Origin of the sequence: Enterobacter sp. SA187, assembly GCF_001888805.2 — a bacterium.
Taxonomy (GTDB): Bacteria; Pseudomonadota; Gammaproteobacteria; order Enterobacterales; family Enterobacteriaceae; genus Enterobacter_D.
On record NZ_CP019113.1, the window covers coordinates 1,371,504 to 1,387,168 of the forward strand.

The following is a 15,665-nucleotide window of genomic DNA, read 5'->3' on the forward strand; positions in this document are numbered from 1 at the left end:
TCAACAATGATGATAATGCGATGAAAAGAAAACTTTCCTGGATGTGCGCAGTGGTAATGGGATTAAGTGCATACCCCTATGCAATGACGATGGCGGCGCCTGCCAGTCCGGCGGCTACGGCTGCGCCCGTGGTGCCGACGGTAACGCCTGCAACACAAGGGGCCGCCACGCCGGCGCCGACGCAGCCGGAATCCATGATGCCCGTGACGCCGGTCGAAGCACAGACCACCCCGGTGGGTCAGGTCATGCCGGGCGTAAACGGGGCAAATGCGCCGATTGTCGCCGATAATGCGCCAACCCGCGACGTTACCCTGACTTTTGCGCAGATCGCGCCGCCGCCGGGCAGCATGATCCTGCGCGGCGTCAATCCGGACGGCGGCATTGAATTCGGAATGCGCAGCGACGAAGTGGTGTCGAAAGCGGTGCTGAATCTGGAATACACGCCATCGCCGTCATTGCTGCCCGTGCAGTCGCAGCTGAAGGTCTATCTGAATGATGAGCTGATGGGCGTTTTGCCGGTCACCAAAGAACAGCTGGGTAAAAAGACGCAGGCGCAGGTCGCCGTCGATCCGCTCTATATCACCGATTTTAACCGTGTGCGGCTGGAGTTTGTCGGCCATTACCGCGATGTGTGTGAAAACCCGGCCAGCAGCACCCTGTGGATGGATATCGGCCGCAACAGTTCACTGGCGATGACCTACCAGAAGCTGACGCTGAAAAATGACTTGTCCTCTTTCCCGGTGCCCTTCTTCGATCCGCGCGACAACCGTCCGCTGAACCTGCCGATGGTCTTCGCTGGCGTCCCGGCGCTGGCGCAGCAACAGGCGGCGAGTATTGTCGCATCATGGTTCGGCACCCGCACCGGCTGGCGCGGCCAGCAGTTCCCGGTCTCTTATGACGCGCTGCCGGACAGCAATGCCATTGTCTTCGCCACCAACGACAAACGTCCGGCATTCCTGCGTGATGTGCCGCCGGTGACCGCGCCGACCGTGATGATGATGAACCACCCGACTAACCCGTTCATGAAAGTGCTGGTGGTGTTCGGGCGCGATGACAAAGACATCCTGCAGGCGGCGAAGGGCATTGCCCAGGGCAACCTGCTGTTCCGTGGCGACCGCGTGGTGGTGGACGAGGTGAAACCGCTGCTGGCGCGTAAACCTTACGATGCGCCTAACTGGGTGCGTACCGACCGGGCAATCACCTTTAGCGAGCTGAAAACCTATGAGGAGCAGTTGCAGGCCACCGGCTTACAGCCCGCCTCCATCAACGTGGCGATGAATCTGCCGCCGGATCTTTATCTGTTGCGCAGCAGCGGCATTGATATGAACCTCAATTACCGTTACACCGCGCCACCGACGAAAGATAACTCGCGCATGGATATCAGCCTGAACAACCAGTTCCTGCAATCCTTCAGTCTGACCAGCAGCCAGGATACTAACCGTCTGCTGCTGCGGCTGCCGGTGCTACAGGGTCTGCTGGATGGTAAAACTGAAGTGTCTATTCCGGCGCTGAAACTGGGCGCGCTGAACCAGCTGCGCTTCGACTTCCAGTACATGAACCCGATGCCGGGCGGTACGATCGAAAACTGTATCACCTTCCAGCCGGTGCAAAACCGTGTGGTGATCGGCGACGACTCCACCATTGATTTCTCGAAGTATTATCACTTTATCGCCATGCCGGATCTGCGCGCCTTTGCCAATGCGGGCTTCCCGTTCAGCCGGATGGCGGATCTCTCTGATACTCTGGTGGTGCTGCCCGCGCAGCCAACGGCGGCTCAGCTCACCACGCTGCTGGATTCCATGGGCGGCATCGGAGCGCAAACCGGTTTCCCGGCGGTGAACGTCACCCTGACCAACGATGGTAATCAGCTGGCGAATAAAGATGCCGATATCCTGATCATCGGCACCTTACCGGAAAAACTGAAAAACGATGAACGTATCGACTTGCTGGTGCAGGCCACGCAAAGCTGGGTGAAAACGCCGCAGCGCCAGACAGACTTCCCGGCCATTGTGCCGGACGTCAATGACCGCCAGGCCGACACGCAGACTGCCGTCAGCTCCAGCGGCCCGATGGCGGCGATCGTCGGCTTCCAGTCGCCCTATAACGATCAGCGCAGCGTGGTGGCCCTGCTGGCGGACAGCCCGCGCGGCTACAGCCTGCTGAACGAGGCGATGAACGACAGCGGCAAGCGCGCCGCCATGTACGGCTCGGTGACGGTGATCCGCGAATCGGGCGTGAACGGCCTGCGGGTGGGTGATATCTATTATGTGGGTCATCTGCCGTGGTTTGAACGCATCTGGTATGCGCTCTCAAACCATCCGATCCTGCTGGCGGTGCTGGCGGCAGTGAGCGTCGTGTTGCTGGCCTGGGTGCTGTGGCGTCTGCTGCGCATCATCAGCCGTCGTCGTCTTGATGGCGACCATGAATAAATTGCGATACCGGGGTCCGTCATGCGCAGGTTAACGCTACGTTTTATCGCCTTATCGCTCGGCTTCTCGGCGATGCCGCTTGTGCATGCCGCGCCGGATGCGCAACAGCAACTGCTGGAACAGGTGCAACTGGGGGAGGCGACAAAACGGGAAGATCTGGTGCGCCAGTCGCTCTACCGGCTGGAGCTGATCGATCCGGCAAACCCGGACGTTATCGCCGCGCGCTTCCGTTATTTGCTGCGCCAGGGCGACACCGCGGGCGCGCAAAAACAGCTCGACAGGCTACAGGAACTGGCGCCGGACTCCGGCGCGCTGCGCGATTCCCGCAATATCATGACGCTCTCCAGCCCGGAAGGGCGACAGGCGTTGCAGGAAGCGCGTTTGCAGGGCACCACCGGCCATACCCAGGAGGCGCTGGCTGCTTACGATAAGCTGTTTAACGGCCATCCGCCCACCGGCGATATTGCGCGGGAATACTGGGTGCTGGTAGCGAAAGTCCCCGCCCGGCGCAATGAAGCCATCAATCAGTTAAAAGCGCTTAACGCGCGGCGTCCGGGAGATGGCGAGCTGCAAAACGCCCTCGCGCAATTGCTGTTTGCCAGCAATCGCCCGGATGAAGGCTATGCGGTACTTCAGCAAATGGCGAAATCCGGCACCAGCCGCAATGCCGCCGCCGCTATCTGGTATCAGCAAATCAAAGATCTGCCCGTCAGCGACGCCAGCGTACAGGCGCTGCAACGTTTTCTGGCGCAGTTCAGCGAGGGCGATAACGTCGATATGGCGCGTCAACAGCTGGCCGAACAGCAGCAGAAGCTGGCGGATCCGGCGTTTCGCGCCCGTGCTCAGGGGCTGGCGGCGGTGGATGCCGGGCAGGGTGGCAACGCCATTGCCGCTCTGCAACAGGCGGTCAGCGCCGACGCGAGCGACGGCGAAGCCACTGGCGCGCTGGGTCAGGCATACTCCCAGAAAGGCGATCGCGCCCGCGCGGTAGAGCAGCTGGAAAAAGCCATTGCGCTGGCGCCGCAAAGCAGCAACCGCAGTAAATGGGACAGTCTGTTGCAGACCAACCGCTACTGGCTGCTGATCCAGCAGGGGGACGCGGCGCTGAAAGCGAATAATCCGGCCCAGGCGACGCGTTTTTATCAACAGGCGCAGCAGGTGGATAACACTGACAGCTACGCGGTGCTGGGGCTGGGCGATGCTGCGCTGGCAAGAAAAGAGACTGACAGCGCCGAGCGCTACTATCAGCAGGCGCTGCGGATGGACAGCGAGAACAGTAACGCGGTACGCGGGCTGGCGAACCTTTACCGGGCGCAGTCGCCCGAGCGCGCTGAGGCCTTTATTCAGACGCTGAATGCCCGCCAGCGGCGCAGCATTGACGACATTGAACGCAGCATGACGGGCGACCGTCTGGCGCAGCAGGCCGAAACTCTGGAAAACCGCAGCGACTGGGCGCAGGCCGCTGAGGTGCAGCGTCAGCGCCTGGCGCTGGATCCGGGCAGCGTGTGGATCACCTACCGGCTGGCGAGCGATTTGCGTAACGCCGGGCAGCGCGCCCAGGGCGATGCGCAGATGCGCGATCTGGCGGCGAAAAAACCGAACGACGCCGAACAGGTTTACGCTTATGGCCTGTATCTCTCCGGCAATGAAGATCAGGGCATGGCGGCGCTGGCGCATCTCAACACGCTGCCGAAAAGCCAGTGGACGCCCAATATTCAGGAGCTGGCGGATCGCCTGCAACGGAATCAACTGCTGGCCCGCGCTAATCAGCTGCGCGACAGCGGCAATGAACCGGCAGCGATAGATCTGCTGAAGTCGCAGCCCGCGTCCACGCCCATTGATTTAACCCTGGCCGACTGGGCGCAACAGCGCGGCGATTACCCTGCCGCCAGCGCCTTATATAACGCTGTGCTGGCAAAAGAGCCGGATAATCTGGATGCCCGTCTGAGCCTGGCGGAAGTGGCCGTGGCGCAGCAAAACCCGATGGAAGCCCGCGCGCAGCTGGCGAAAATTTCCCCGTCAGCCACGCAGCCATTATCCATGAATACCGAGCGGCGTATGGCGCTGGTTGAGGCGCGACTGGGGAATACTCGTGAGGCGCAGCAGACCTTCGCCAGACTGGTGCCCCAGGCAAAATCCCAGCCGCCGTCGCAGGACAGCGCGCTGGTACTACGTGATGCCGCCCGGCTTTCGCAGGCGACGGGTGAACCGCAGCAGGCGCTGGAAGGTTATAAAGATGCGATGGTCGCCGCCGGGATCGCCGCGGCACGTCCGCAGGATAACGACACCTTTACCCGTCTGACGCGCAGCGATGAAAAAGATGACTGGCTTAAGCGCGGGGTGCGCAGCGATGCGGCAGAGCTGTATCGCCAGCAGGACGTGAACGTCACCCTGGATCATGATTATGGCCGCTCAGACGGGACGGGCGGTTATTCCGATCTGAAAATGCACACCACTATGTTGCAGGCCGACGCGCCGTTAGCCGACGGACGCATGTTCTTCCGCACCGATGTCATCGATATGGATGCCGGTTCTTTCAGCAAGAACAGCGACGGCCTGTATGATCCTAACTGGGGTACCTGCGGCGAGTTGGGCTGTGACAATATCGATAAAAAACAGAGCGACAGGGGCGTAAGCGTCGCGGTTGGCTGGCGTAATGACACCTGGGACATGGACATCGGCACCACGCCGATGGGGTTTAATGTCGTTGATGTGGTGGGCGGGCTGAGTTACAGCAGCGATCTGGGGCCAGTCGGTTATACCCTGAACCTGCATCGCCGCCCGATCTCCAGCTCATTGCTGGCCTTTGGCGGACAGAAGGACGCCAGAGGTTATCAATACGATCCGGACGATGAAGATAATAACCGGGGCGGCACCGGGAAAACCTGGGGCGGCGTGCGGGCCAGCGGCGGTGGCGTCAGTATGAGTTACGATCGCGGCGAAGCCCACGGCGTGTGGGCGAGTCTGAATGCGGACACTCTGAACGGCAAAAACGTCGAGGATAACTGGCGCGTGCGCTGGATGACGGGCTATTACTACAAGCTTATCAATAAAGACAATGAGCGCATGACCGTCGGCCTGAACAATATGATCTGGCATTACGACAAAGATCTGAGCGGTTATACGCTGGGTCAGGGCGGTTATTACAGCCCGCAGGAGTACGTCTCTTTTGCGGTGCCGGTGACCTGGCGCAAACGCACGGAAAACTGGTCATGGGAGCTGGGCGGCTCAGGCTCATGGTCCCACTCACGCACCAAAGCGCAGGCCAGTTATCCGCGCTTAAATCTCATCCCGGCAGAATTCCGGCAGGATGCCCGCGATGAGGGTAGCGAAGGCGGCAGCAGCCAGGGCTTCGGGTATACGGCCCATGCGCTGGTGGAACGCCGTATTTCATCGAAATGGTCAATAGGCGCAGGTATTGATATTCAGCAGGCGAAAGATTATACCCCCAGTCACGGGATGATCTTTGTTCGCTACTCCGATGCGGGCTGGCAGGGCGATATGGATATGCCGCCGCAACCGCTGATGCCTTACGCTGACTGGTAACGGGAATCTAGAATTATCTTATATCCCCCGGACAGTCTCTTAATGATGCCGCTATAGGGTATACTCTGGCGGCGGTAAGGTAACAGCAGGTTACTTTTCGTGTTAAGGGTATTCCGGAGAAACAATTTGCGCGTCAGCCGTTCATTAACCATAAAACAAATGGCGATGGTGTCAGCCGTCTCTATGCTGTTTGTGTTCATTTTTTGCGTCATTTTGCTCTTTCATTTTGTGCAGCAAAACCGCTATAACACAGCCACGCAGCTGGAAAGCATTGCCCGCTCGGTGCGCGAGCCACTCTCATCCGCCATTCTGAAAGGCGATATTGTTGACGCGGAAACCATCCTGAAAGGCATTCAGCCTGCGGGCGTGGTCAGCCGTGCCGACGTAGTGCTGCCCAACCAGTTCCAGGCGCTGCGCATGCGCTTTATTCCTGAACGCCCGGTGCCGGTGACCATTACCCGTTTGTTTGAACTGCCGGTACAGATTTCCCTGCCTATTTATTCCCTGCAACGCCCGGCGAATCCCCAGCCGCTGGCGTATCTGGTGCTACAGGCGGATTCGTACCGCATGTATAAGTTCGTAATGAGCGCGCTGTCGACGTTTGTGACGGCTTACTTACTGCTTACGCTGATGATCACCGTGGCTATCACCTGGTGTATTAACCGTCTGATCGTTCATCCGCTGCGCCGTATCGCTCGTGAACTTAACGATCTGCCCCAGCATGAGTTGCCAGGGCATCAACTGGCGCTGCCGCGTCATCACCATGATGATGAAATCGGCATGCTGGTGCGCAGCTATAACCGCCATCAGCAGCTGGCCTTGCCGCATCACGACGACGCGCGCTATCCGGTCGCTGGATCGGCGCATAAAGCGATTCTTACCGCACTGGATAATCACCAGTACACCATCTGGCTGCAACCGCAGGTAAATCTGGCGACCGGTACCCTGCTGGGGGCGGAAGCGCTGCTGCGCGTGCGCCAGCCGGACGGCAGCTGGACGCTGCCGGAAGGGCTTATCGAGCATATCGAAAATACCGGTCTGATGGTGACTGTCGGTTACCGGGTGCTGGAAGCGGCCTGTCGCCAGCTGGCGGCCTGGCAGGGGCGCGGTATTATGCTGCCGCTGTCGGTGAACCTTTCGGCGCTGCAACTGATGCATCACGCGATGGTGCCGGATCTGCTGGCGCTGTTAAGCCGCTATCGTATTGCGCCGGGTACGCTCATCCTGGAAGTGACCGAAAGCCGCCGTATCGACGATCCGCAGACGGCGGTGGGGATTTTACGCCCGCTGCGTAACGCCGGAGTGCGTATCGCGCTGGATGATTTTGGGATGGGCTACGCGGGCCTGCGTCAGCTGCACCATATGAAATCGTTGCCGGTGGATCTGTTGAAGGTGGATAAAACCTTTGTGGAAGGGCTGCCGGACGATAACAGTATGGTGTCGGCGATTATCCATATGGCGAACAGCCTGGATCTGGAGATCATTGCCGAAGGCGTGGAAACCGACGCTCAGCGCGAGTGGCTTGCCGCCGCTGGCGTGACCATGGCGCAGGGATTTTTATTCGCCCGCGCCATGCCGCCGGACGCCTTTGAGGCGCGCTATTTTTCCGCCTCGCCGGAAGATGAAAAAGAATAGTCTGTTTTACACTTGTGCGAGTCAGCTCAAATTTCTTAACATTATTGTTTCAAATTTGAAGTAAGTTTATTTCTGTCATGTTTATCGGGTGTTATTTTAAAGCCGCAGGCAAACCTAAACCCTACAAGGCCTGTGGTTTTTACTTCAAGGACACCCTATGAAAACCTCACTGTTTAAAAGCCTCTATTTTCAGGTCCTGACCGCCATCGCCATCGGTATTTTGCTCGGCCATTTTTATCCGGAAATCGGCGCGCAAATGAAGCCCTTTGGCGATGCCTTCGTAAAACTGATTAAAATGATCATCGCCCCCGTCATCTTCTGTACGGTGGTCACCGGCATCGCTGGCATGGAAAGCATGAAGGCGGTTGGCCGTACCGGCGCGGTGGCGCTGCTGTACTTCGAAATCGTCAGCACAGTGGCGCTGATTATTGGCCTGATTATCGTTAACGTGGTACAGCCTGGCGCGGGCATGAACGTCGATCCGGCGTCCCTTGATGCTAAAGCGGTGGCGGTCTATGCCGAACAGGCGCAGCAGCAGGGCATCATCCCCTTCCTTCTTGATATTATTCCCGGCAGCGTTATAGGCGCGTTCGCCAGCGGCAATATCCTCCAGGTGCTGCTGTTCGCAGTGCTGTTTGGTTTTGCGCTGCACCGTCTGGGCCACAAAGGCCAGCTGATTTTCAACGTGATCGAAAGCTTCTCGCAGGTCATTTTCGGCATCATCAATATGATCATGCGTCTGGCCCCCATTGGCGCCTTTGGCGCGATGGCCTTTACCATCGGTAAATACGGGGTCGGTACGCTGGTGCAGCTGGGCCAGCTCATCGCCTGCTTCTATATCACCTGTATCCTGTTTGTGGTGGTGGTGCTCGGCTCTATTGCCCGCGCCACGGGCTTCAGCATTTTCAAATTTATCCGTTATATCCGCGAAGAACTGCTGATCGTGCTCGGCACCTCGTCGTCAGAATCGGTGCTGCCGCGTATGCTGGATAAAATGGAAAAGCTGGGCTGCAAAAAGTCGGTGGTGGGGCTGGTTATCCCGACGGGCTATTCCTTTAACCTCGACGGCACCTCTATTTATCTGACCATGGCGGCGGTATTTATCGCCCAGGCGACGAACAGCCATATGGATATTTTCCATCAGATCACCCTGCTGGTGGTGCTGCTGCTGTCGTCGAAAGGCGCGGCGGGAGTCACGGGCAGCGGCTTTATCGTGCTGGCGGCAACCATTTCGGCGGTCGGGCATTTACCGGTAGCCGGGCTGGCGTTGATCCTCGGCATCGACCGCTTTATGTCTGAAGCCCGTGCGCTGACCAACCTGGTGGGTAACGGCGTGGCCACTGTGGTGGTGGCAAAATGGGTTAAACAGCTTGATGAAAAACAGCTGACGGATGTGCTCAATAAGCGTGCGCCGGACGGCAAATCGCAAAAAATCTCCTCATAATTTCGCCACTTAGACCCGTCGTCCCTTGTGGGGCGGCGGGCTCCTGCGCATAATTACCCAAAATTTCACTTCCCGGCGTGACGTTTCGCTTTTTACGCTGTCTAACACGAAGTGTTTAGTCGTCATCTCTTAGACTGCCCGGCAATGAGGCGGTCATTTAACCAGGAATGTTGATCAGGGGTTCACATGCAGGGCACAAAAATTCGACTCTTCACTGGCGGCGTGCTGATGATGGTTGCCGCCAGTCATGTGCAGGCAGATGCGCTCCAGCCCGACCCGGCCTGGCAACAGGGAACGCTGGCAAACGGTTTTCAGTGGCAGGTGTTGTCCACGCCCCAGCGCCCCAGCGATCGTATCGAAATTCGCCTGTTAATTAATACCGGCTCCCTTACTGAAAGCACCCAGCAGAGCGGCTTCAGCCATTTTATTCCCCGTATTGCGCTGACGCACAGCGGCGGCCTTGAGCCTGCCCAGGCGCGTTCGCTATGGCAGCAGGGCATCGATCCCAAACGCCCGCTACCGCCCGCGATAGTTTCTTACGAATACACGATGTTTAACCTGAGCCTGCCGAATAACCGTAACGATCTGCTGAAAGAGTCGCTGGCTTATCTGGCAGATACCGCAGGCAAACTCACCATCACCCCGGAAACCGTAAACCACGCTCTCGCCAGCCAGGACATGGTGGCGACCTGGCCGCAGGATACGAAAGACAGCTGGTGGCGTTACCGTCTGAAGGGCTCGTCTTTGCTGGGCCACGATCCCGCCGACCCGCTCAGGCAGCCGGTGGATACCGAACAGGTGAAGTCGTTCTACCAGAAGTGGTACACCCCGGATGCCATGACGCTGATCGTGGTGGGCAATATCGACAGCCGCGCCGTTTCCGAACAAATCAACAAAACCTTCGGCGAGCTGAAGGGCAAGCGCAGTACCCCGGCGCCGGTGCCGACCTTATCGCCGTTACCGCGTGAATCCGTAAGCATTATGAGCGACGCGGTGCGCCAGGATCGACTCTCCATTATGTGGGACACCGCCTGGCAGCCAATCCGCGAATCCGCCGTGCTGTTACGCTACTGGCGCGCCGATCTAGCCCGCGAAGCCTTGTTCTGGCATGTGCAGCAGACGCTCAGCAAAAACAACGCTAAAGACATTGGCCTCGGCTTTGACTGCCGGGTACTGTTCCAGCGCGCCCAGTGCGCGATCAACGTCGAATCCCCGAATGACAAGCTGAACAGCAATCTTGGCGCTATCGCCCGGGAGCTGGCGAAAGTGCGCGATAACGGCCTGGCGCAGGAAGAGTTCAACGCGCTGGTGGCGCAGAAGAATCTGGAGCTGCAAAAACTGTTCGCGACCTATGCCCGCACCGATACCGATGTGCTGATCAGCCAGCGTATGCGTTCGCTGCAAAATCAGGTGGTGGATATCGCGCCGGAACAGTATCAGAAGCTGCGTCAGGATTTCCTGAACAGCCTGACGCTGGAAATGCTGAATCAGGATCTGCGCCAGCAGTTATCACAGGAAATGGCATTGATACTGCTGCAACCTAAGGGTGAGCAGGAGGTCAATATGAAGGATTTGCAGGCCACCTGGGAAAACATTATGTCTCCCGCCACCCATGCGCCTGTCCCGGTGAATGACGATACGCATCAGGACGTGTCGGATATTCCGCCGGCCCAGCGTTAGAAATAACCCTCTCCCCAGGGGAGAGGGGATTTATTTTTACTGCGGCATCGCCTCGCGCGGAATAATCGCGCCGCGATACTGGATCACCGTACTGGCCGTCAGATGCCCGCGTCTGGCGGCAGCTTCCGCATCGCCGCCCGTCAGACGCACCGCCAGATAGCCTGCGCTGAACGAATCGCCCGCCGCGGTGGTATCAATCACTTTCTCTTTTGGCAGTTTCACCGCCGGTACATCAATCACCGCTTCTCCGGCGACCGACACCAGGCAGGACTCTGCACCTCGTTTCACCACCACTTCCGTCACACCCGCCGCATGGGTACGGGCGATGACGTCTTCAACCGGCTGCTGTCCCCACAGGGCGTCTTCATCATCCAGCGTCAGGAAGGCGATGTCGGTGCACTCCAGCATCTGCTGGTACACCTGCTGCGTCTCTTCTTTGCTGGCCCACAGGCGCGGACGATAGTTGTTATCGAAAATCACTTTACCGCCGTTGGCGCGGCATTCACGCAGCAACGACAGCAGTTTGTCACGGCTGGCCGGGCTTAAGATGGCAAGGCTGATACCGCTCAGATACAGGTAATCAAAGGTTGCCAGCTCTTCGCAGATGGCGGCAGACTGTTCGCTTTCCAGCCAGAATTTTGCCGCCGCTTCGTTACGCCAGTAATAGAAGGTGCGTTCGCCGGTGCTGTCGGTTTCGATGTAATAAAGACCCGGCAGGCGGTTTTCCATGCGCTGCGTCAGATCCGTATCCACCTTTTCACTCTGCCAGGCGTCCAGCATCTGCTGGCTGAAATTGTCCGTGCCGAGGGCGGTAACGTAGTGCACCGTCAGCGCTTCCGGAGCGACCTGGCGGGCGATATAAACCGAAGTATTTAAGGTATCGCCACCAAAGCCACGGTTAACTTCGGAGCCTTTTTGTGACAGTTCAATCATGCATTCGCCAATGACGGCAATTTTCCTGGACATAGTCGTAACCTGAATCGGAGTGATGGACAGTAGTTTGCGTTGCGGGTGTTTCATGGTCAATCATATTAAAACAACGTTCCATAAATTTTTTGAGCTGGCGCGTATAACGTGCAGATTCTGCTGCCTGATTTTCCATATTGCCTTTTAAGTGAACATAAAGTTCTGTCCCTCCCCGCCGATAACTCAAGGACGAGTTCCGACAGGCCACTCACTCAATCAACAGGACAGACTGATAATGAAGTTAAAGCAGGTTATCCAGCGGCTAAACATTCCGGAGGCGAGCATTGAAAGCTTGCAGGAGCGACGGTACTGGTTGCAGTGCGAACGTGCTTATACTTATCAGCCGATCTACAAAACCGATGGCCATCTGATGGCGATTGAGGTCCTGACCATCGTCACGCATCCATCCGATCCCACACAACGCATTGCGCCCGATCGTTACTTCGCGGAAGTGGCGGTGCGTCAGCGTGTTGACGTGGTGGAGGAGCAGATCACGCTGCTCGCCCGTCAGCATGATTTTTTTATGCGGCACGGCATTCTGGCATCGGTGAACGTCGACGGGCCGACGCTGCTGGCGATGCGCCAGCATGAATCGTTGATCGATCTGATTAACACGCTGCCGTGGCTGCGTTTCGAGCTGGTGGAGCATATCCGCCTGCCGGATGACGTCTCCTTTGCGGCAATCTGTGAGATTTGCCCGCTGTGGCTGGATGATTTCGGCACCGGCATGGCCAACTTCTCGGCGCTGAGCGAAGTGCGTTACGACTACATTAAAGTCGCCCGCGATCTGTTCATCATGCTGCGTCAGACCCCGGAAGGCCGCAATCTGTTCACGCAGTTGCTGCAACTGATGAACCACTATTGTCAGGGCGTGATCGTGGAAGGTATTGAAACGCTGGAAGAGTGGCGCGACGTACAGGCCTCCCCTGCGGCAGCGGCGCAGGGCTATTTCCTCTCCCGTCCGGTTCCACTGGAAAATCTGCATCGTGTGATCCTGGCCCTGTGATGCTGGCGGTAATATCCCGCTGATTACGCAGTCATTCTGCCCTTTTTGTCAGCCTCAGCTATCTTTAAAAGAGGCAGGAAAAGACAGGAAGGAAGCAGGAATGACTAAAACAGGCAAAATTATAACCGCCGTCATTGGAACCCTCGTATTGTTGATCGTCATTGCGATCATCGTCATTGCGACATTTGACTGGAACCGGCTCAAGCCCACCATTAACGAAAAAGTCTCAACCGAGCTGAACCGTCCCTTTGCCATTCGCGGCGATCTTGGCGTGGTGTGGGAGCGCCAGAAACAGGAAACCGGCTGGCGCAGCTGGATCCCCTGGCCGCATGTGCACGCGGAAGACGTGGTACTCGGCAACCCTCCTGATATTCCTGCTGTCACCATGGTGCATTTGCCGCGCGTTGAAGCGACGCTCGCGCCGCTGGCGCTGCTCACCAAGACCGTTTACCTGCCGTGGATCAAATTCCAGCAGCCGGACGCGAGGCTGATCCGCCTTTCGGAAAAAAACAATAACTGGACCTTCAATCTTGCCAGCGACGACAAGCCAAAAGATGAAAACGCGCAGCCATCGTCGTGGTCATTCCAGCTGGACAACATTCTTTTCGATCGTGGCCGCATTGATATTGACGATAAGGTCAGCCGCGCGGACATTGAGATCCTTGTCGATCCGCTGGGCAAACCGCTGCCTTTCAGTGAAGTCACCGGATCGGATAAAGACAAAAACGCCAAAGTCGGCGACTACGTGTTCGGCCTGAAGGCCAAAGGACGCTACAACGGACAGCCGCTGACCGGCAGCGGTAAGATCGGCGGTATGCTGGCGCTGAAAAGCGAAGGCACGCCGTTCCCGGTGCAGGCGGATTTCCGTTCCGGCAATACCCGCGTGGCTTTTGTCGGTACGGTGAGCGATCCGATGAAAATGGGCGGCGTCGATCTGAAACTGAAATTCGCCGGGGATTCCCTGGGCGAGCTGTACGATCTCACCGGCGTCCTGCTGCCGGACACCCCGCCGTTTGAAACCGACGGCCGTCTGGTGGCAAAAATCGACGCTGAAAAAACCTCGGTTTACGATTATCGCAACTTTAATGGTCGCATCGGCGACAGCGACATTCACGGCTCGCTGACTTACACCACCGGCAAACCGCGTCCGAAACTGGAAGGCGATCTGGAATCCCGCCAGCTGCGTCTGGCGGATCTGGGGCCGCTGATCGGGGTTGATACCGGTAAAGGCGCAGAGCAGTCAAAACGCTCGGAAGAGAAAAAAGGCGAGAAAACTAACCAGCCGGCGGGCAAAGTGCTGCCCTATGACCGCTTCGAAACCGACAAGTGGGACGTGATGGACGCCGATGTGCGCTTCAAAGGGCGTCGCATTGAGCACGGCAGTTCGCTGCCATTGAGCGATCTTTCCACGCATATCATCCTTAAAAACGCCGATCTGCGTTTGCAGCCGCTGAAGTTCGGCATGGCGGGCGGCACCATCAATTCCAATATCCACCTGGAAGGCGATAAAAAGCCGATGCAGGGGCGGGCGGATATTCAGGCGCGTCGTCTGAAGCTGAAAGAGCTGATGCCGGATGTGGAGCTGATGCAGAAAACCATTGGCGAGATGAACGGCGACGCGGAATTCCGCGGCACCGGCAACTCCATCGCCGCGCTGCTCGGCACCAGCAACGGTAATCTCAAGCTGCTGATGAACGACGGCGTCATCAGCCGTAACCTGATGGAAATTCTCGGGCTGAACGTCGGTAACTTTATTGTCGGGCAGATCTTTGGCGACGACGAAGTGCGGGTGAACTGTGCGGCGGCGAACATGGATCTGGTTAACGGCGTGGCGCGCCCGAGTATTTTCGCCTTCGATACGGAAAACGCCATTATCAACGTTACCGGCACCGCCAGCATGGCGTCTGAACAGCTGGATCTGACCATCAATCCGGAAAGTAAGGGCATACGTATCGTCACGCTGCGATCGCCGCTGTACGTGCGCGGCTCGTTCAAAGATCCGCAGGCGGGCGTGAAGGCTGGTCCGCTGATCGCCCGTGGTGCGGTCGCCGCCGCGCTGGCCACGCTGGTGACGCCAGCCGCTGCGCTGCTGGCGCTGATCTCCCCGTCGGAAGGTCAGGAAAACCAGTGCAGTAATATTCTTTCGCAGATGAAACGCTAAGAAAGTCCCCTTTCCCGCCAGGGGAAGGGGTTATTCGCGGCACAGCCATTGCGTTGCGCCCTGAGTAATGAGCGCCGATTGCCGCGGCGTCGGCGGTCGGTCGCTGACCACAAAATCGAAGTCTGACAGGGTGCCGTTCTGGCAGACGGCGGTGCGGCCAAACTTACTGCTGTCCACCACCAGCACGGTTAACGCCGCGCTCGCCACCAGCGCATGACGCGCGGCCACCTCATCATCGTTAAAATCGAACAGCTCCCCCGCGTCACTGAGTCCGCCAACGGATACCACGCCCATATCCACCCGGTAGCGGCTAAAAAAGGCCAGCGCATCGCCGCCAATCACATCTAAATCACGCTTACGAATTCGCCCCCCGGCAATTGTCAGCGCGCACTGTTCCCGCTGACTGAGCGGCAACGCGGCGTGCAGATTATTGGTGAACACCGCCAGACGGGAATCAGCGGGCAGCGCATGGGCCACCATTTCCACCGTTGTGCCGGTGCCAAGAAAACAGCTTTGCCAGCGGCTCAGCAGTTGCGCAGTGCGCTCGCCGATCCAGCGCTTACCGCTAATATTCACAATCTCCCGCTGCTGATAACCAATATTTTCGCGCGCGAAAGGGGCGACCACACCGTGACGGCGCAGCAGCAAACCCTGCGAGGTGAGCGTGCGCAAATCGCTGCGTACCGTTTGCAGCGATACGCCAAAGTAGTGGGCCAGCTGTTCAATGCTGATTTCGCCGCGCCCGGTGACCAGTTCAACGATGGCAGTCCGGCGGATTTCTGGAGTCATCTCACTTTC

Annotated in this window: 9 protein-coding genes; 7 read left to right on the top strand and 2 right to left on the bottom strand. The window is 58.1% G+C overall.

All coding sequences use genetic code 11. The annotated features are described in order from the left end of the window. Positions 1-20: 20 nt before the first annotated feature. From bcsB to BMF08_RS06650, 5 genes are all read left to right on the top strand, one after another. Complete coding sequence (gene bcsB / locus BMF08_RS06630) at positions 21-2,429, top strand: cellulose biosynthesis cyclic di-GMP-binding regulatory protein BcsB (protein WP_072571478.1); 2,409 nt, start codon at positions 21-23, stop codon at positions 2,427-2,429. Between the two features lie 21 nt (positions 2,430-2,450). Then, the gene (bcsC, locus tag BMF08_RS06635; protein WP_072571479.1) at positions 2,451-5,975 is read left to right on the top strand and encodes a cellulose synthase complex outer membrane protein BcsC; all 3,525 of its coding nucleotides are present in this window, start codon (positions 2,451-2,453) and stop codon (positions 5,973-5,975) included. Between the two features lie 126 nt (positions 5,976-6,101). After that, positions 6,102-7,610 (top strand): EAL domain-containing protein, encoded by a 1,509-nt coding sequence (locus BMF08_RS06640; protein ID WP_083580995.1) that lies wholly within the window; start codon positions 6,102-6,104, stop codon positions 7,608-7,610. A gap of 157 nt (positions 7,611-7,767) precedes the next feature. Then, on the top strand, positions 7,768-9,054 hold the full coding sequence (locus tag BMF08_RS06645) for a dicarboxylate/amino acid:cation symporter (protein ID WP_072571480.1): 1,287 nt from the start codon (positions 7,768-7,770) through the stop codon (positions 9,052-9,054). 186 nt (positions 9,055-9,240) lie between these two features. After that, positions 9,241-10,734 carry a M16 family metallopeptidase gene (locus BMF08_RS06650; RefSeq protein ID WP_072571481.1) on the top strand — a complete coding sequence of 498 codons (1,494 nt, stop codon included), beginning with the start codon at positions 9,241-9,243 and terminating at the stop codon, positions 10,732-10,734. Between the two features lie 36 nt (positions 10,735-10,770). Here the strand turns inward: BMF08_RS06650 and BMF08_RS06655 are convergent, their stop codons facing one another. Beyond that, the gene (locus BMF08_RS06655) at positions 10,771-11,700 is read right to left on the bottom strand and encodes a sugar kinase (protein ID WP_072571482.1); all 930 of its coding nucleotides are present in this window, start codon (positions 11,698-11,700) and stop codon (positions 10,771-10,773) included. Positions 11,701-11,935: 235 nt separating this feature from the next. Between BMF08_RS06655 and pdeH the strand changes: the two genes are divergently transcribed. Continuing rightward, positions 11,936-12,706: a cyclic-guanylate-specific phosphodiesterase gene (gene pdeH, locus BMF08_RS06660; RefSeq protein WP_072571483.1), complete on the top strand. Its 771-nt coding sequence runs from the start codon at positions 11,936-11,938 to the stop codon at positions 12,704-12,706. Between the two features lie 100 nt (positions 12,707-12,806). Continuing rightward, positions 12,807-14,867 (top strand): AsmA family protein, encoded by a 2,061-nt coding sequence (locus BMF08_RS06665; RefSeq protein ID WP_072571484.1) that lies wholly within the window; start codon positions 12,807-12,809, stop codon positions 14,865-14,867. Positions 14,868-14,897: 30 nt separating this feature from the next. Here the strand turns inward: BMF08_RS06665 and BMF08_RS06670 are convergent, their stop codons facing one another. Next, positions 14,898-15,656 (bottom strand): DeoR/GlpR family DNA-binding transcription regulator, encoded by a 759-nt coding sequence (locus BMF08_RS06670; protein ID WP_072571485.1) that lies wholly within the window; start codon positions 15,654-15,656, stop codon positions 14,898-14,900. Positions 15,657-15,665 lie beyond the last annotated feature (9 nt).